Consider the following 18,059-nt stretch of genomic DNA (forward strand, 5'->3'; position numbering starts at 1 on the left):
AGCCGGGGCCACGGCACACACGACAACGGGAAGGGACTCCCATGTCCGCAAAGGCAGCCGGAACCGTCAACGCCGCCACCCGAGCCGTCGACTTCACCACCGGAGCCGTCGACACCGCCATCAAGACCGTCACCGCCCGCCGGATCATCGACAGCCGGGGCAACCCCACGGTCGAGGTCGACGTCGTCCTGGCGGACGGTTCCCCGGGGCGCGCGGCGGTCCCCTCCGGCGCCTCCACCGGCGCCCGGGAGGCCGTGGAACTGCGCGACGGAGACCCCGCGCGCTGGCACGGCAAGGGCGTCGACCGCGCGGTGGCCCACGTCAACGGGGAGATCGCGGCGTCCGTGCGCGGCCGGGACGCGGCGGACCAGGCAGGGCTCGACGCCGCGCTGATCGCCCTCGACGGCACCGCCGCGAAGTCCCGGCTCGGCGCCAACGCGATCCTCGGCGTCTCCCTCGCCACCGCCAAGGCCGCGGCGGCGGCCCACCGCCAACCCCTCTACCGCTACCTTGGCGGCGCCGGCGCCCACCTCCTGCCGCTGCCGATGATGAACATCGTCAACGGCGGCGCCCACGCCGACAATCCGCTGGATTTCCAGGAGTTCATGATCGTGCCCGTGGGCGCGGACACCTTCGCCGAAGCCGTCCGCATGGGCAGCGAGGTCTTCCACACCCTGCGCCGCGACCTGCTGGCCGCCGGGCACTCCACGGGCGTCGGTGACGAGGGCGGCTTCGCGCCGGCGCTCCGTACCGCCGAAGAGGCGCTCGACTTCGTGATGGCCGCCGTCGAGCGCACCGGCTACCGCCCCGGCACGGACATCGGCCTGGTCATGGACCCCGCGTCGTCGGAGTTCTTCCGCGACGGGGTGTACGACTACGCGGGCGAGGGGGTGCGCCGTACCCCCTCCGAGAACGCCGACTACCTGGCCCGGCTCATCGACGCCTACCCGGTCGTCTCCCTCGAGGACCCGATGGCGGAGGACGACCTGGACGGCTGGCGCGAGCTGACCGCCCGCGTCGGGGACCGCTGCCAGCTCACCGGCGACGACGTGTTCTGCACCGACGAGAAGCTGCTGCGCGAGGGCATCCGTACCGGCGTGGGCAACTCGGTCCTGGTCAAGGTCAACCAGGTCGGGACCCTGACCGAGGCGCTGGCGGCGGTGGCCACGGCCCACCGGGCGGGCTGGACGGCTGTCATGTCGCACCGCTCGGGCGAGACGGAGGACACCACCATCGCGGATCTGGCGGTGGCGACGGGCTGCGGTCAGATCAAGACCGGCTCGCTCTCCCGCTCCGACCGTACGGCGAAGTACAACCAACTGATACGGATCGAGGAGGAGTTGGGCGACGCGGCACGCTTCGCGGGCGGCGCCGCACTGCGCAGGGAGTGACGGCGGTTCCCGTGTGACCCCTGTGACCTGCTTCTGTCACAGACCGCCGACAGCGCAACCGAAGGGGCCGGTTCACCGCTCTTGCCGGGCGAACCGCTCGCCCACGGCCGCTGTTCGCCCATGGCCACTGTTCGCCCATGGCCGCCGTTCGCCCTTGCCCGCTGTTGCCGCCGCACCTGCCGAGGAGACACCCACCATGTCCGAGACCTCAACTTCCCTGATCCGGCGCCTTCGTGGCCGGGCCACGGGACTCGCCGTCGCCGGTACGGTCCTCGTCCTCGCCGCTCCCGCCTCGGTGACGGCCGCCGCCGCTCCCGACCCGGTCTCCGTCCTCTCGTACACCGTCAAGGAGCGCAAGACGGCGCTCAGTTACTGGACGGCCGCGCGCATCAAGGCCGTCGGGAAGTCCGTGGACCTCGGCCCGACCGGCCCGAAGGCCAAGCCGTACAAGGGTGTTGCCCTGAAGACGGTGGGCCGGCTCTTCTTCGTCAACGCGAACGGCGCCGACACGTGGTGCACGGCAACCGCCGTGAAAAGCGCCAACCGCTCGGCCGTGATGACCGCGGCCCACTGCGTGCGCCGGGGCTCCTCGCCCGGCAACACCAACACCGACATGGTCTTCGTCCCCGGCTACCACAAGGGCAAGAGGCCGTACGGTACGTTCGCGGTCCGCAGCGCCGCGACCCCGCGCACGTGGGTGTACGACTCCACGGACGACCTGTCCGCCCTCGTCGTGGACGCAGACAAGAACGGCCGCAAGCTCACCGACGTCGTGGGCGGCCAGGCCATCGCCTTCAACCGCCCCGTCGGCGGCACCATTTCCGCCCTCGGCTACTCCGCCACCCGTCCGCAGCTCGGCGAGGAACTCCTCCGCTGCGTCGGCACGGCGAAGAAGGCCGACGGCACGCAGGCCATCCCCTGCGACATGACCGGCGGCTCCAGCGGCGGCCCCTGGCTGGCCGGCTTCAGCACCACCACCGGCAAGGGCACCCTGATCTCGGTCAACGCCTCCCTGGACTCACTGACTCCGACGAAGATGTACGGGGAGATCTTCGGGGCCACGGCCAAGAAGGTGTACGACCGCGCCCAAAAAGCCTGACCCACCGAACTCCGCGCATACAGACAGAAGGGGTGCCTCCCACAGCGGAGGCACCCCTTCCGCGCTGCGGAGTCGGCCACTACGGGGCGAGGGTCTCCCCGAAACGGGCATCAGGAACGGGCGCACTGAGCGTCGCGCCGTTGAAGGACCAGGACCCGGTGCCGGCGGGGCCGTTGTTCGTACCGGGGAAGACCCAGGCGGCGCCGTCCTCGGTGTCCTCGCCGGGCGCGGAGGCGATCAACTCGGCCTTGCCGTCGCGGTTGGCGTCGATGAGCCGGAGGGCGCCGCCGAACCGGTCGTTGTCCTCATTGTCCCCGGGGACGGACGGCGTGCTCTGGCTGAAGCTGGACAGCCCTCGCGGGGTGAGCCCGTTGGCCGTACCGCGCATCACCCACGCGGTGCCGGGGTCGGTGAGGCTGTTGATGTCGTTGGCCGGGGCGCCGATCGCGGCGTCGGCGTACCCGTCGCCGTTGACGTCCCCCACGGTGACCGCACTGCCGAAACGGTCACCGGTCGCGTCGTCACCGGAGGCGCCGATGGTCGTCTGGGTCCAGTGCTGAGAGGCGCCCTCACGGGTGTCAGGCCCGCTGGGCCCGCCGAGGAAGACGTCGACCGTACCGCCGTCGAGCAGCCATTCGTTGAGGTCGTCGCTGTCGGCGGGAGAGCCGAAGACGAGGTCGGCGTAACCGTCGTTGTTGATGTCACCAGAGGCGCCGACCGGGCCGCCGGCGAATCCTTTGCCGTACGTCAGCCCGTCGCGACCGCCCGAGAAATAGCTGGCCGCGCCGACGGTCTCCATGGGGTGGATGCTTTCGTAGATGGTGATGGTGCCGAGCACGACCAGGTCGTCGGAGCCGCTGTTGTTGTAGTCGCCCGAGGTGAGGCCGGTGGGAGTGAACCCCTCCCTCCATTGCCAGTCCAGGGGGATGGCCTCCGAGGCGCGCTCGCCGCCGGCCCCGGCCTCGAAGACGTAGGTCGACACACCTTTCGCGGCCAGGAGGGCGAGCTCGATCCCGGCGCCCCTGAACCGGCCGGTGGCCAGCCCCATCCCGAAGCGGCCGCGCACCGCCGGAACGTCGTCCTGAAGCCAGTGAGCCCCGGCGGCCTGAAGCCCGCCGGCGGACCCCCACAGCACCACCGCGGCCCCCGCGTCGGCAGTAGCGCCAACGTCCCTGCCCGGCGTACCAACAACAAGATCCGCGTACCCGTCACCATCCAGGTCGCCGGAGGCGGTGGCCCGCCCAAAGCCGTCGTCGGTCTGGGCAACACCCGGTATGCCAGGGGTGCTCAGACTGAACGTCGCCCGCCGCGAGCCGGAAGGCCCACTCGCGGACCCGTACAACACGGCGACATACCCGGCCCCCTTCTGGCCACTGACGGTCCCGCCGGGAGCCGAGACGACGAGGTCGGGATAACCGTCACCGTTGAAGTCGTCGTGCACCGCCTCCACGGCGGCGGGGACAGCGGTGGCGGGAGAACCCGTAGCGGTGATCGTGGCACCAACGCTCAGCAACAAAGCCGCCGCGGCCACCCCGGACAACCGTCTCTTCCGAGTCCCATTGGTTCTTCTCGTCCCTATGACAAAACGCATACCGCTCAAGTCGTGGCTCCTGATTCTCACCATGGTCAGGCCGGGCTCGGAATCGCGGAACATGACGAGGGCCCGCTCCCCGCCGCCACCACGTTGGACCACGCCCCGACCACAAGGGTTGTGCCACACAAGCGAATTGACCTGCGAAGTAGCACCCAAGGCCCAAAAAAAGACAACCGGCACGCCCAATGCCCCCCGCCCCGCCTCCCGTCAACACCCAACTGAAGAACAACTGGCAAACGCGCGACGCCCCGACGCCGGTCATCACAGGCATACTCCCGTGTCAGAGCTCGATCACGAAGAAAGGGTGACCCAGTGTTGATACCGTTGATGGGCATGCTGCTGCTCATCGGTATGGCTTCTGCGGCAGCGGGCATTCTGACCGCCGTTCTCCTGCTGAACAACCCGCCCGTGCCACTGTCCAGATTCTGTGCGGTTCTCGTTCTGACCTTCGGCGCTTCAGCAGTGGCCGTTTATTGCTACGGCTGGCTCTCCGTCGTCCTGGGAGGGCCGTTCCCAGAATTGTGCGAAGACCGGAGCCCCTCCGGCACCAAGCTGACCAGCCTGAAACAGGCGTACTGGCCTCTCCGCAACGCCTGCGTCTACTCCGACGGCTCAACGGTGGAGTACGTCTCCACCTCAATCAACACACTTGTCTGCGTGCTGGCCATTCTCGCCATCGCCCTGACCGGCGCCGCCACATTCCTGCGCCGACGGCCTCGACAATCTCCTGACAGGTCGCCCGGTGAGGCAAGCTTGTAAAGCAGAGCCGTATCGACACCAAGGCCGGCAGCAATACGGACGGCGCCAGAATTTGCGACGCCGGGAACCCGTGCGCCGGCCCAGCACCGTAAAGGCGAGACGGCCACAAACAGAAGGGGTGCCCCCGTTCGGGCACCCCTTCTGACCTGACCTGGCGGTGGGTGTGGGATTTGAACCCACGGTGACATCGCTGCCACGACGGTTTTCAAGGCCGCCCGCTTCCTCACTGCAAGACCGCCTCTGACCAGCATGCTTTCCGTCCACCTGCCTCCGGTGCAGCCTCCATGGGCCGCAGGATGGCCACGACAGTCCGAAACCGAGGCGACAACCCCACGGCCTACTCCTTACAAGTTGTCCGATCTTGTTCCGCGGCCGTCCAGGCGTGTATGCCAGAGGGCGTCCACGCCCGCTCAGCAGAGCTTTCGGACGCTGGCAGACCTTGATGCACCGCACACGGAGCAGAGGGACAGCTCAGCTCCCACCGATCAGTGATTCATGTGGCGCAGCGGGTATCCGTACCCCACACTCAGAAACGAAGATGCGCCGCGCAGGCAGAGACGACAGGTAAGTAAAAATTGAGCAAAGACAGAACCCCCAGGTGAGGACCTCGGTACGCTCCGTGATCGAAGATCAGCCTCGCGACGGAGCGTACCGAGGTCCTCACCTGGGGGCTTAAACCATCACCCGGAGTGACCGTAAGTCGAAGATCGAATTTACTGCGCGCGCCGGACGATTCCTCAAGCCGTCCAGGTAGATCGTTGTGAAACACTGGAGACGTGAGCATGTCAGATGATCAAGAAGCCAAGGGGTACACGCTTACGGTCAAATGGCCCTCGCAGCAGCCGAAGCCCTTGGTGGCGAACCAGTTCGCGATCTCACTGGGAGTGCCGACGAGCGCGGGGCCTGATGCCGTGTACCTCATGGTCGGGCATGTAGACCCGCCCTTCCTAGTTGGGTCCGCTGAGGACGTGGCGAGTCAGGTGGCTCAGATCGACTCTGTGACTGTTGACGTTCTGGGTCGCTACGTCTTTACTCGTAGTAGGCTTGGTGAGCTGATTAAGCTCTTGCAGAACACTGCTGATGCTTACGATCGCGCGACAGGGGGCGAGCCAGATGCTAGTGCAGCCAGGTAGCTACCAGAGTCGAGAGTCGCAGGTCAGCGTCATCACTGCGGCTACGCAAGTGAGTACGGACGTCTTCCCCTGGCTGACCAGCGGGGATGTAGCTTCCAGTCCGCAGCGGTACAGGGAAGCCGTGAACGCGCCTCTGAGTCGTGCCACTGTCCTCGCGCTTCGTGATCGTTTGCGAGCCGGCAACGCCCCTCGTCGTAAGGTGCGTAAGAAGGCTTGATCGAACTTTCGTGGCGTGTCGCTACGAAGGCAGACGAGAAGATCCTGCAAGGGTTCACCTGCACTGAACCCGCCCGTCGGCTTCGGAACGGTCGCCCAGCGCCGCATCATCGCGAATGGGAACGTGGCGTCCAGACGTATTTTCGGTCTGGTGACGCTCTGGCCGACGCTAACTACGACTCACAGTTCGGCGGTCGCCTTCTCCTCGGGTTCGTGGAGGGCGACCTAGCCGTGTGCGCGTCTCATGCCCGTTTGAGAAACCCGGGGCTAGAAACGCCTTTACGCTGCCAGTTGGAGTTCGAGGGACCCATCCGATCGCTCAAAGCCATCGGGATCTCGTGCGACCACCGCGGTTCGGGGGGCGTCGTTGCTGACACCGCGCTCGAAGGCGTCCTTGCGGACATATTGGACCAAGAAGCCGACCAAGAGACGCTTGTCATCGGGCGCATCGATAGCCGCAACAAGCCGAGTGAGCGGTTCGCCATGAGGCACAGATTCGAACTGCTGGACGATTTACCAGCCGCAGACCAGCTTAGGACCTGGTTCACGATCATTGAGGTTGATCTAGAAACTTGAGCGTTGAACGGCTCCGGTGAGGCGTCGGTTTTCGCTGTCTTTAAGCGGGTGCGCCGCCCCGCCCTGGAGCCCATGGTCGGGCGGCGAGACGGTCCGTGGCTGTCCGGACGGTCCGGAACGTATCGCGGCCGGTGGCTCCCGCTTTGGCTCTACAGCGGCATGGAGTGGGTCACAAGCGACAGCAGGCCCCGGACCGAGATCCGGGGCCTGCTGTTCGTGCGAGAGGCTCGCGCGATCGGCCGATCTGCCAGGGCAATACACCTAGGCGGAGAACCGCGCCAGCGCCTCGGCCAGGATGGCCATGCTGTCAATTACGGCGTCAGCCCCGGCCCTAGTCAGCGCCTTCTCCTTGCCGGCCCGATTGGCGTAGCCGATCGACGTTGAGCCTGCGGCAATGGCGGCCACAACGTCGGTCACTGAGTCCCCTACGAGAGTGCAGCTCTGCGGACGAGCGCCAAAGCGGGCGGCAGCCACGAGGACCGAGTCAGGCGCTGGCTTCATTCGGTGCGGCTCGTGGGGAGGGCGTCCCACGACCTCGTGCACGAGAGAGGTCAATTCGTGGAGGTTCAGGAACTCCCTTACGCACTCTGCGGAATTGTTGCTGACAATAGCGACGTTCCGACCCGATGATCTGGCCGCTTGGAGCGATGCAACGGCACCGGGAGTGGGTTCTCCAGCCACCTTGACGGCCGCAATCTCGGCAGAGATCAGAGTCTCTTCAATTGCTTTAAGTGCACCCTCACCGCCTTCCGGAGAAACGCGGAGAGCGTCCACGAAGTCCATGCCTTGCATTCTCTCGGAGAGAATTGGATCGAATCGACGCATCGCATCGGCGAGATTCTTAGCAACTTCGGAAGCGGGGAGTCCTGCGAATACTTCGCAGATGGGCCCGTCGAAGTCGAAGAAGATACTTCCGGCCAGCTTGACCGTCTTCATTAGGGCCTCATTCTCCATCGGGGTGAAATTCCCTTCCGATGGTGTCCCACACACTGTCAAACCACATCTTGGCTTGCTGGACCTGTTGGGCGCCGCTGGAAGAATCACCCTCGTTTATCGAGTAGTGGAATAGCGTTGCGTCTGGTCCGATCAGGTCGTAGATCTCGATGGCCTCCCCTTGGGCGACCACCTTATTTGGGCGGATCGGATAGTAGCCGAAGAACGCATCCTCCTGGTTGACCAGGTACAGCTTGAAGAATTGCGTTCCACTGTGCACGCGTACAGACACTTTGGTCTCGGGCACCAACCCGAGGAGGCTGAGTTCATGCACCGAATTGGTGATGCCTCGCGTGAATCCGACCATCAGATCGTGCATACGGTTACGCAAGCGAGGATCGTCCGCCCCATCGATCTTTCGTACCGGGGCCGCCTGCGGTACCGCCATATCCGGAACAAGAATTCGGATGGTGATGCGGGCCGGCGTGAGGCGGCCTACCCGAATCTTGTCGATCGGCTCCTGTAGGGCCGCATGCAAGGTCTCGCTTGAGAATCCGGCGAAGTCGATTGAGACGTCCTGGCTGGCGAATGCCTGCTCCACGTAGGGCCGCAGGCCCGCGGGTCGCTCGGTCCGGTTCCGAACGTAGACCCCGCTTCCCTTTCGGGAGACGACCAGGCCCTCATCCTCCAAGTCGCGAAGTGCCCGCTGGACTGTGGCCCTGGCGAAGCCGTACAGCTCCGTCAGCTTGTTGTGGGAGGGCAGCTTCTCGCCGGGGGCGAGCCTCCGGGTGCGGATAGCCGCGCTAAGACTGCTCGCGACCTGCTCGTACGGGGGCCGGCTGTCGTCAGGGTCCAGCGGTTCGGGCGCGAAGGTCATGCAGCCGATGCTACGGCAGCCACTAGCCATCAGGACAGCCAAGACATCCAGGTGTTGACTTGGCTAGCCAGGATGGCTACGTTGATGTTGTCCAGATCGGGCTAGCCAAGTTGGTCAGATCGAGGCGGGTGAGTTGTGGCCCAAGCCTGTCCAGGGAGCTAGAGCCCTGTTCGGGACCGCAACGACTGCACGGCCAGGAGCCCCGCATCGGACGGGGGGAGGGTCCCGGGTCCCTTGTCAGTCCCGGAGGGCTTAGACCGAAAGGTCATGTCTCCATACGCCTAAAACGGGCATGGCAGCTCTTCCGTGAAACGGGAGTCGCAGTCCCGAAGGAGACAAACAAGCACGTCGCAACACCTTCCGCAGCTCTTCGGCGCTTCGGCCGGTTGCCTCCCCTGGCCGTCTCGTACGGCCAGGGCCGAGGGGAGCCGGAACCTTTCCCGCTTCAACGGCGCGCGGCCCCGGTGCTGACACACCGGGGCCGCTGTTTCGGGCCGTTCCCACTTGATGAGGAGCACGACCCATGGATCACATCGTTACTGTTCAGGACGCCGTTACGGCGTTCGAGCCCTGGCTTGAGCCGACGGATTCCGAACTGGCCGCGATCGAGATCGAGATGCCGCTCATCCGGGCGGATGTCGAACTGCTGGACGCGCAGATCATGACCCTGGACCGGCCGGCCAACGAGCTGGACACCCGCCGTGTCCGCCGGGCCCGCCGTCGGGTGCTGGCTGCCCGCCGGGAGCTGGCGAACCGGACCACCACGGTGAGCACGTCCGGGGGTGCGGCGTGAGTGCCGACCTGGACAAGAGCCTGGCCGCCGCTCATGCGGAGGTGAAGGCGGAGATCGCCCGGACCGACACGAAGACCTCGTTGCTGCTGGCGTTCATCGGCGCCCTGCTGGCCGGGGTGTGGACGGTCGCCAAGGACGCGCCCCTGCCGATCGCCGCGTACGTGGTCGGGGGTGCGGGTGTGGCCCTGCTGCTCGTGGCGGCGGGTCTGCTGCTGCGGGCGGTGCGGCCGAACATGTCCGGTGCTGCGGTGGCGGGCTTCCCGTTCTGGGCCACGCTCACCGCCGAGGAAATCCGCACCGTGCTGGCGGACGACCGGCGGGGCGCGGACATCGCGAATCTCTCCCGTATCGCCGTGGCCAAGTTCCGTTGCCTGTCCCGCGCGGTCGATCTGACCTGCGCGGCCGGTGTGCTGCTGATCGTCGCCGCCGTGATCGCGGTGGGGGGTGTGCTGGTATGAACCGCACCGCCAAGACCCTGCTCGTTCTCGCACTGGTGGGTGTGGTCGGGATGGCGTTCCGGGTGTCGTGGAACGCGTTGCGGGATGTGGCCCGTGCGATCGGCGCGGACGCGACCGGCGCGACCCTGTACCCGTTCGTGGTCGATGGTCTGATGGCGCTCGCGCTGGTCGCCGCGCTGGTTCTGGTCGGGGACGATCGCAGGTTCGCGCTGCGGGTGCTGGCTGCCTACACGATCGCCTCGCTGGTCCTGAACTACGTGCACGGGCTCGTTCCCGCGCTGCACGGTCAGTCGGTCGACTGGGGGCAGTTGGCCGACTGGGACCCGGCCAACTGGGCGCTGGTCCTGCTCGCCACGTCGCTGCCGGTCGGGTCGATCTACTTCGGCTCGGACCTCGTCGCGAAGGTCCTGCACTACCGACCGGACATCACCATAGATGCACAGAAAACGACCGAGATCGTAATCAATCGGTCTACCTCTGACCTGGAAGAGTCGGCCAACACCTCGCTTCCGCCGGTCGAGGGCCCGCCCGCGCTCCCGGCCCCCGAACCGGTCGGGGTTCCGGTGGCGGTTGAGTCGGCTCCGGTCGACTCGCCCGCGCTGGCGGTCGCGGCGGAGTCGGTGCGGCCCCGACGGGCGACTGGTCGGGTCCCGCAGGCGGCCCGCACCACCCGACCCAAGCGCACACCCGACCAACTCCTTGACGAAGCACGCACGGCAACAGCCGACTGGCCGGACGACCGGTTGACGGCCGACGGCATCCGCAAAGCGGTCAGCACGTCGGCGGAAAAGGCACGCGGACTGCGCGACACCCTGCGCGCCGAGCGCGACACGGACAACGCCGTTACTGATTCGCCTCAGGACGACACCGCTTTGGTGGGTGCCTGATGTCGGCCCGGTTCTTCGACCCGGACGGCGACCTGTACGGGCTCCCGACGTTCCCCTTCCGCATGGCCCCCAAGGGCTACGCGACACGGCGTCAGCTCCGGGCCGACGGCCTGCGGCCCGGTGGTCAGCCGGCCGCCGCGCAACTCCTGTGGTTCTCCAACCGCCGCCGCCGCACCGGCCAGCCGCCGACGCTCCGTGTCGCCTACCTCTACCACCGCGACCGCGCCAAGCCCGTCCGCCCCATGACCTCCGGCCGCGCCGCCGCGCTCGCCAAGGCCATGCTCGCCCGCCGCACCTGCCCCACGTGCCAGACGGATGCCGGGTACTGCATCCCCCGCTCGCTCGGCATGTGCGTGACCTGCGCCTACCCCTCCTGAACAGCGCATGGCCCCGGCATCCACGCCGTGAGGGCGCCGGATCGACTCCGGCCCGGGGCACCCCCCCGCACCAATCCACATCACGAAGGGACCCGTCATGGGCCTGTTCAACCGCAAAACCCGCGTACAGACCGAGGAAGAGCGCTACCGAGCAGCCGCCGAGGCTCGGACCGTCGAGACGGATCGTCGGGCCCGCTACGACGCCGTGAACCGGAAGGCATCCGCGCTGGCCCAGGAACGCCGGGAGGCGCGTCAGCAGAAGCGCAGCCGGATCAAGACTGTGGGCGAGATCCGAAAGGTCGGCCCCGGCAAGTACGTCACCACCGGGTGGGAAATCGACGTCCCCGACAACAGCGGCCGGGGACGCGTCGTAGAAGACAAGGTGCAGCACACCGGCAGCCTCGGCGGATTCGCTCCGGCCGAACTGTGCGCCCTCGCCCACGGCCCTCACTGCCGCCGCTGCCGCTGACCATCGACGACAAGACCCCGTCCGAGATCGCAGCGGAGCACAGCCGCTGATCCACCAGCCCCGGCATCCACGCCGCGAGGGCGCCGGATCGACTCCGGCCCGGGGCGCTCCCGCACTACCCCCGACCACGCACCGGAGGAACCGTGGAACAGCTTCCCGCCCCGCGCACGGTCGTCCAGCTCCCGGACGGCACACACGCCTACATCGACCCCAACGCCCTGCCCGCACCGCAGACCAGCGGTCCGCAGGTCGTCCACATCCACCACGCCCCACCGGACCGCACCATTCAGCGCGTCGCCCTGGGCTCCGGGGTCGGTGCGGGCGCGGTCGCGGCCGGTGTGTACTTCGGCCCTCTGCTGGTCGGGGTCCTGACCGCGATGGCCGCCAACCTCGCGCTGCTCGCCCTGATCGCCGCCGTGTGCGCGTGGGGTGTGGTCACGGTCGTGAAGTCGGTCGGCGGCACGGACGGCAAGGCCGCCGCGACGAACCTGAGCAAGGCCCGCCGCCGTCGCTGACCTGCCGGTTGCCCGATCCGCCCGACGTGTTCGGGCGGTGAGGGGAGCCGGACAGTCCGGCCCGGATCGGAGATGTGTCGTGGCACTCAAGCCCCAGCCCGAACCCCGCCTCACCCCCGGGGAAAAGGCCAAGGTCGCCCTCCTGGTGGCCCGTATGGCCAAGCGCGGTATCGCGGGGGAGGACGTCCACATCGGCGACCTGACCCGCAAGGTCGATCGCATCTACGAAAGTGCGGCCACGCGGTGCGAGCGCGAGAACGACGCCATGGCCCGCCAGTTGGACACCGCACGCGACGCCGTGGCCGTGTCCAAGACCGCACTGCGCACCGCCGACCGCACCGGCCGAACCGCCGCCAGGGCGGGTCTGCGGGCTGCTGAGGACGCGTTGCGGCGCACCGAGCGTGCCGCGCGCCGCATCGGACTCTGAACCTTCCCCCAGGCGGCCGTCATCCCGGCCAAGGTACGCCGGCCGCCCGGGGTTCCCCGCCGCTCCACAACCTGAGAGAGCAGGAGACACCCATCATGTCCGAGAACGTCATCCACCTGTTCAAAGACCCCGAACCCACCACCCCCGCACCCGAGCAGCCCACCCCGGCCGCCGCTGTGACCGGTCCCCAGGTCGCGTTGCCGTTGTGGGTGCGGTCCGGGCGCGCAGTCCGCACGGCGGTCACGCACGAGAGCACGCGTATGGCCGGGCGCCTGGTGGCGCGGCACGGGATGTACGTCGTCGGCGGCACGCGGATCGTGACCCGCCGGGCGTGGGACGGTCGGACGGCCGCACGGTACGAGCGGATGCTTCGGGCCGCCGAAGCGGTGGGCAACTACGAAGCCGCGGGAGACTGGGAGGAACGCCTTCACCGCTTCCGTGCCGACCGTCACCGCCGCCGGATGGACCTGCTCGCCGCGCCGGAGCGGATCGTGAAGGGCGCGGCCCTCGGTACGGGCGGCGGGGTCGGCGCCCTGGTCCTGATCGGTATCGCCCTGGCGGTGGCGAACAAGAACCCCGCCGACGTCGTCACGCCCCTGATGGCACTGGTTGACCTGATTCGCCTGCTGGTGGTCATCACGACTGTGGTGTGGGGACCGTTGGTCGCCGCCGCTCCGTGGGTGGCGCTGCTCGGCGTGTGGGCGGTCGGCCGGCACCGTGGTGCCGCACCGCAGTGGGCCCTTCCCAGCAACTCCCGTGGTCAGGATGCTGGGGCGCCGATCACCCCGTCCGTCGTGGTCACCGCGCTGCGCGACCTCGGTGTCGCCCCGCTGCGGGCCGCCATCAAGGAGATGGGGGATGCGGGGGCTGCGATGCTCGGGCCGATCCGGATCGCCGGATGCGGTGTCGAAGTCGACGTAACCCTCCCGTCCGGGGTGTCCACCAACGAGGTCCAGAACAAGCGCCGCAAGCTCGCCGAAAACCTCGACCGGCACGAGCACGAAGTGTTCATCACCATCCCTCAGGCCGCCCGCACCGTGCGCCTGTGGATCGCTGATTCCGGGGCGTTGGATGAGCCGATCGGCCCGTCCCCGCTGGTCACGGACCTGGACATGACCGCCAACTACAAGAGCGGACGCGCCCCCTGGGGCCAGGACCTGCGCGGCGACGCGGCAGCCATCAGCCTGTACCAGCGCCACCTGCTCATCACGGGGCTGTCCAACCAGGGCAAGACCGCAGCACTCCGTGCGCTGGCGTTGTGGCTCGCGCTGGACCGCACTGTTGAGTTCCGTCTCGCGGACCTCAAGGGCGCGGGGGACTGGGCCATGTTCGACGGACTTGCCACCGTCCTCATCCAGGGCCCGACCGACGACCACGTCATCGAAGCAACGGAGATGCTGGAGAGCGGCGTGAGCGAGATGGAACGACGTCTCCAGGCCCCGCCCGGCACGGTGTTCCCGCCGCTGGTCCTCCTGGTGGACGAAGCGCAGGTGGCGTTCATGTGCCCCGTCGTGGACAGCGAGAAGCGCCCCTACGGCGGGTCCAAGGCCGCCTCCCGCTACTTCATGGCCGCCCGCAAGATCCACAACCAGGGACGTGCGGTCAACGTCACCCTCTGGCAGGGCACCCAGGACCCCACCGACCAGAACCTTCCCAAGCTCGTTCGCGAGGGTGCCCACACCCGCGCCTCTCTCGCCCTGGGCACGGAGTCGCAGGCCCGGATGGCGCTCGGTGACAAGGCCGTTGACGGCGGGGCAGCACCGAACCTGCTGCGTCCGGGGCTGGACAAGGGAACCCTCGTGGTCGCGTCCGACGGCATCAAGATTCCGGCCGGCCAGGCGTCCATCACCATCCGCACCCACTACGTCGACACCGACACCGCCGCGCAGATCACCGCCCGCGCACGGGCTATGCGCGACGGCGTCACCACCCTGCACGTCATCGAACACGGTGAGGACCGCGACCCGCTCACCGACATCGCGGCCGTGGTCGCGGACGCGCCCCGGGTGCTCACCCAGGACGTGCTCAAGCGGCTCGCGACGCTGAACGAGGACGCGTACGGGTCATGGACGAACAGCGACCTCAAGCGCGTCCTGGAAGCCGAAGGGGCCGACCCGTACAAGTCCGACGGCCGCATGGTCGTCGGCCGCGACCGCGTCGCACGCGCCCTCACCAACCGCGACACCAACGGTTCCGATTCCGCCGCCAAGTAGAGGGACCCGCACCCCGGCAGGTCAGGGAGACAGGGAGAACTCCCTCACCCCCTCCCTGACCCACCTCCCTGCACCTGACCTGCACAAATGATGTTCAGGGAGGCAGGGAGACACCGCAGGTCAACACCCCGAAACACCCTCCACACGCACACGCCAGGGGGTACTTCCGCCTCCCTGCCCATGGGCGGCAGGGATTCCGCATCACTGCCCGACAAACCAAGAGCGGCCCCCGCCTCACCAAAGTCCGGGGCCGCCCTGGCTCTCCCACCCATCACAGAACAGGAGACATTCAGCATGACTCAGCCCAGCACCATCGTGCGAGGCCTCGACCGTGGGGACCATCTTCGCACCGCCCTGGCGCTCGCTGCGGCCGGTGTGCCGGTCCTGCCACTGCGGGCCGGGAAGGTCCCGTTCGGGAACTGCCCGGCCTGCCGCGACAACGCCTGCGGCGGCCGGCCGAACATGAAGACTCCGGGCCCCTGCTGCTGCTCGCATGTCTGCCACGGATGGGCCGCCGCCACCACCGACCCCGCCGTACTCACCAGTCGCCGGTGGGCGCCGATCTGGGGGCAAGCGCAGGCCGTGGCCTACCACCCTGGCGGGGCCGGGCTGACAGTGGTCGACCTCGACAACGCTGACGCCGTCACCTGGGCACGGCAGACGCTGCCCGCTACCCGCACCGTGCCGACGACGCGGGGTGAGCACTGGCTCTACCGGGGTGCGATGCAGTCCGTAAACGGGGTACGGCCCGGTGTCGACATCAAGTCGCTCATGGCCTACGCGCGGTGGCTCGGTCCCGGAACCGGCACCATGACGGATCTGCCGGAAGCCGTGCGCGCCATGACCGTGAAGCGGCCCTCCACGGTCCGGCCGGCACCGCACGGCATCACCGTGCCCGCACCGGTCGGAGGCGCTGAGTGCCGGCACCGCGCGCCCGCCTTCCTGGACCGTGGCATCGCCATGGCTGAGCAGCGCATCACCGACGCCCCCAGTGCGGTTCACACAACCGTCTACCGGACCTTCCTCGCCGTGCTGTCCGTTCACGGCCGGTGCGGTTGCCTGACCGACAACCACGTCGCCCGGCTGTTCAGTGCCGCTCAGGCCAAGGGCGAGTCCCCCCGGCACTGCACCGACGCGTGGACCAACGCCCGCGCCACATTGGGGCTTTGACCATGTCCGACGACGAGAAGAATCCGGCACGCGAGGTCATCACCGACTACGCGCAAGCGCACTTCCGGTACTTCCGCACCGCCGACGGGACCGTGTACGCGCAGAAGAACGGGCACCCCGTGGCACGTCCGATCCGCTCCCAGGGCACCTCGGGCAGCCACCGGCAGGAACTCATGGTCGGCCTGTTCAAGGACGGGCGCGGCGTGTTCAACGGGACTGCTCTCAAGGAGGCATTGGACTTGATCGAAGCACTTGCACTGACCGAGAACGTGCAGCCCGTCCACATCCGCGTCGCCCCCGGATTCGACGGGGCGACGTGGCTCGACCTGGGCCGCAACGACGGACAGTCCGTCCGTATCCACCCCACCGGCTGGGACATCATCAGCCCCGACCCGCGCGAGGTATGCTGGCGACGCACCCAGCTCACCGGGGAACTCCCCCTGCCCGCCAAGGACACCGATGGCAAGGGCATCGACCTCCTGCTGAGGCTGTGCAACTTCGCCAACGCGGAAACCGAATGCCTGGCCATCGCCTGGCTCATCGGCTGCCTCGGGCCGTCCGTGCCCGTCCCCGCCCCCTTCCTCACCGGCCCCCAGGGCGCGGGCAAATCCACCGCCGGGCGGATGCTCGTGCGGATCATCGAGGGCATGAGCGGCGACCTGCGCCGCGCCCCGAAGGACGAAGAGAACCTGATTGCAGCGGTGGCGGCCGGGTGGGTCACCGCCTTGGACAACCTCTCCCACATGACCCCGGACCTGTCCGACGCCATGTGCTGCATCGTCACCGGAGCCGAGAGCGTCAAGCGGGCCCTGTTCACGGACGGGGACGTGTTCCGCGTCGGCTATCGCCGCCCCCTCCTCCTGACTGGTATCGACGTGGGCGTCATCCGGCCTGACCTCGCGGAACGGCTGTTGCCGCTGCGCTTGGAGCGGCCCCGCGTCCGGCGCACCGAGGCGGAACTGTGGGCGGAGTACGCGGAGGTTCTGCCCGTCGTTCTCGGCTCGCTCCTGGACCTCGCGGTCAAAGTCCGAGCTGCCGAGGCTGAGACTCCTACCGATCTGCGGATGGCTGACTTCGCACACCTGTGCGCGCAGCTCGACGCGGCAACCGGCCTCGGAGCGCTCACCGCTTATCGGACCAGTCTGGACGACCTGAACGACGACGTGATCGAGGGCGATCTCCTCGCGCAGACTGTCCTCAAGCATGCCGACACCTTCGAGCCGGGCGCGGCGCAGCGGATGACCTCTACTGAGTGGCTGCACTGCCTCAGTCGCCTCTACAGCGGCGACGAACTGCGCTCCCTGCCCAAGGGCTGGCCGACCACGGGCAAAGTCCTCTCCGACCGGCTCAAGCGCCTCCAGCCGACTCTTGCCGCTCGCGGTGTCCTCATCGACACCGGCCGTACCAGCGAAGGCCGTTACCTCGAAATGACCCGCCCGGCCACCGCGCCGCCACAGGAGCAGAAGCAGGTGTTCTGACCCCGGTGCGGGCACGCGCCCAGACAAGCAAGAGGAGCACCAGCGCCCAGGCGTGCTCCTCTTGCTGTTCGGCGGAACGCCGCCCGCAGGTGTGGCCGCGCAGCGGCTCCTCTTCACGCTGTGATACGCACCGGACTGCAACGGACACCCCCTCTTTTGTCCTAAGAGGAAGACGCTGCGTCATCTGCGTCATGCAAGCCAAAAAACGCTACCTGACCTGCGGCTACAGGCATGACGCAGACCGCAGGCGCTGCGTCATCCTGCGTCATCTGCGTCATCCGATGACGCAGCCCATGACGCTGCGATGACGCACCCACAGCCGCTGCGTCACACAAAACACCAGGTCAGAAGCCTGAATGACGCTGATGACGCAATGACGCAGAAATCCGCACCTTGGACAGACGCGCGCTCCCGTATAGCCCCGTTCGACCCGCACTCTTCCCGAAGTCCGAAGCCTCGAAGGAGTCGCACCGTGGCACGCCCCCAGATGCTCAAGCTCCCCGAAGTCCTCACCGAGATCGGCATGAGTCGAGCCGCTTTCTATCGCATGCGGGCCCGCAAGCAGACCCCGCGCATCGTCAAACTCCCGAACGGCCAACTCCGTGTTCGTCGCCAGGATCTTGACGCCTGGCTGGAGTCCTGCGAGCAGCACGCCGCCTGATCACAAGCACCACTCCGGAGGGGCCCGCCGCAC

18 protein-coding genes are annotated in these 18,059 nt (G+C 67.8%); 15 read left to right on the top strand and 3 right to left on the bottom strand.

Features of this window, described 5'->3' with window-relative positions:
* The first annotated feature begins 41 nt into the window (after nt 1–41).
* Together eno and ACIO1C_RS04310 are read left to right on the top strand one after the other, a co-directional pair.
* Nucleotides 42–1,391: a phosphopyruvate hydratase gene (eno, locus tag ACIO1C_RS04305; RefSeq protein ID WP_401858412.1), complete on the top strand. Its 1,350-nt coding sequence runs from the start codon at nt 42–44 to the stop codon at nt 1,389–1,391.
* A 196-nt stretch (nt 1,392–1,587) separates the two neighbouring features.
* Nucleotides 1,588–2,490 (top strand): trypsin-like serine peptidase, encoded by a 903-nt coding sequence (locus ACIO1C_RS04310; RefSeq protein WP_401858415.1) that lies wholly within the window; start codon nt 1,588–1,590, stop codon nt 2,488–2,490.
* Nucleotides 2,491–2,569: 79 nt separating this feature from the next.
* Here ACIO1C_RS04310 and ACIO1C_RS04315 read toward each other — a convergent pair whose 3' ends face one another.
* Nucleotides 2,570–4,006 carry an FG-GAP repeat protein gene (locus ACIO1C_RS04315; protein ID WP_401858418.1) on the bottom strand — a complete coding sequence of 479 codons (1,437 nt, stop codon included), beginning with the start codon at nt 4,004–4,006 and terminating at the stop codon, nt 2,570–2,572.
* A gap of 411 nt (nt 4,007–4,417) precedes the next feature.
* Between ACIO1C_RS04315 and ACIO1C_RS04320 the strand changes: the two genes are divergently transcribed.
* Together ACIO1C_RS04320 and ACIO1C_RS04325 are read left to right on the top strand one after the other, a co-directional pair.
* On the top strand, nt 4,418–4,843 hold the full coding sequence (locus ACIO1C_RS04320) for a hypothetical protein (protein ID WP_401858421.1): 426 nt from the start codon (nt 4,418–4,420) through the stop codon (nt 4,841–4,843).
* A gap of 1,640 nt (nt 4,844–6,483) precedes the next feature.
* Entirely contained in the window at nt 6,484–6,768 is a 285-nt protein-coding gene (locus ACIO1C_RS04325) for a hypothetical protein (protein ID WP_401858424.1), read from the top strand.
* Between the two features lie 261 nt (nt 6,769–7,029).
* Here the strand turns inward: ACIO1C_RS04325 and ACIO1C_RS04330 are convergent, their stop codons facing one another.
* Nucleotides 7,030–7,722 (bottom strand): HAD family hydrolase, encoded by a 693-nt coding sequence (locus ACIO1C_RS04330; RefSeq protein WP_401858427.1) that lies wholly within the window; start codon nt 7,720–7,722, stop codon nt 7,030–7,032.
* Nucleotides 7,712–8,578: a GntR family transcriptional regulator gene (locus tag ACIO1C_RS04335; protein WP_401858429.1), complete on the bottom strand. Its 867-nt coding sequence runs from the start codon at nt 8,576–8,578 to the stop codon at nt 7,712–7,714. The genes ACIO1C_RS04330 and ACIO1C_RS04335 overlap by 11 nt, the downstream gene beginning before the upstream one ends.
* A 523-nt stretch (nt 8,579–9,101) precedes the next feature.
* Here ACIO1C_RS04335 and ACIO1C_RS04340 point away from each other — a divergent pair.
* The 11 genes from ACIO1C_RS04340 to ACIO1C_RS04390 all read left to right on the top strand — a co-directional run bounded on the left by ACIO1C_RS04340 (nt 9,102) and on the right by ACIO1C_RS04390 (nt 18,026).
* A complete protein-coding gene (locus ACIO1C_RS04340) occupies nt 9,102–9,371 on the top strand; it encodes a DUF6284 family protein (protein WP_401858432.1) in 270 nt (89 codons plus the stop codon).
* Nucleotides 9,368–9,829, top strand: coding sequence for a Pycsar system effector family protein (locus ACIO1C_RS04345; RefSeq protein ID WP_401858435.1), 462 nt, complete (start codon nt 9,368–9,370; stop codon nt 9,827–9,829). Before ACIO1C_RS04340 ends, ACIO1C_RS04345 begins: the two co-directional genes overlap by 4 nt.
* Nucleotides 9,826–10,716 (top strand): DUF2637 domain-containing protein, encoded by an 891-nt coding sequence (locus tag ACIO1C_RS04350; protein WP_401858438.1) that lies wholly within the window; start codon nt 9,826–9,828, stop codon nt 10,714–10,716. The genes ACIO1C_RS04345 and ACIO1C_RS04350 overlap by 4 nt, the downstream gene beginning before the upstream one ends.
* On the top strand, nt 10,716–11,093 hold the full coding sequence (locus ACIO1C_RS04355; protein WP_401858441.1) for an RRQRL motif-containing zinc-binding protein: 378 nt from the start codon (nt 10,716–10,718) through the stop codon (nt 11,091–11,093). Before ACIO1C_RS04350 ends, ACIO1C_RS04355 begins: the two co-directional genes overlap by 1 nt.
* A gap of 97 nt (nt 11,094–11,190) precedes the next feature.
* Nucleotides 11,191–11,562, top strand: coding sequence for a hypothetical protein (locus ACIO1C_RS04360; protein WP_401858444.1), 372 nt, complete (start codon nt 11,191–11,193; stop codon nt 11,560–11,562).
* Nucleotides 11,563–11,705: 143 nt separating this feature from the next.
* Nucleotides 11,706–12,077, top strand: coding sequence for a DUF6251 family protein (locus ACIO1C_RS04365; protein ID WP_401858447.1), 372 nt, complete (start codon nt 11,706–11,708; stop codon nt 12,075–12,077).
* Nucleotides 12,078–12,156: 79 nt separating this feature from the next.
* Nucleotides 12,157–12,504, top strand: a complete 348-nt coding sequence (locus ACIO1C_RS04370) for a DUF6257 family protein (protein WP_401858449.1) — start codon at nt 12,157–12,159, stop codon at nt 12,502–12,504.
* Nucleotides 12,505–12,599: 95 nt separating this feature from the next.
* The gene (locus tag ACIO1C_RS04375; RefSeq protein ID WP_401858452.1) at nt 12,600–14,717 is read left to right on the top strand and encodes an ATP-binding protein; all 2,118 of its coding nucleotides are present in this window, start codon (nt 12,600–12,602) and stop codon (nt 14,715–14,717) included.
* A gap of 294 nt (nt 14,718–15,011) precedes the next feature.
* A complete protein-coding gene (locus tag ACIO1C_RS04380) occupies nt 15,012–15,887 on the top strand; it encodes a bifunctional DNA primase/polymerase (protein WP_401858453.1) in 876 nt (291 codons plus the stop codon).
* A 2-nt stretch (nt 15,888–15,889) separates the two neighbouring features.
* Complete coding sequence (locus tag ACIO1C_RS04385; protein ID WP_401859102.1) at nt 15,890–17,365, top strand: ATP-binding protein; 1,476 nt, start codon at nt 15,890–15,892, stop codon at nt 17,363–17,365.
* Between the two features lie 472 nt (nt 17,366–17,837).
* Entirely contained in the window at nt 17,838–18,026 is a 189-nt protein-coding gene (locus ACIO1C_RS04390; protein WP_401858456.1) for a helix-turn-helix transcriptional regulator, read from the top strand.
* Nucleotides 18,027–18,059 lie beyond the last annotated feature (33 nt).

The organism is Streptomyces sp. NPDC087420, assembly GCF_044744165.1.
Taxonomy (GTDB): domain Bacteria; phylum Actinomycetota; class Actinomycetes; order Streptomycetales; family Streptomycetaceae; genus Streptomyces.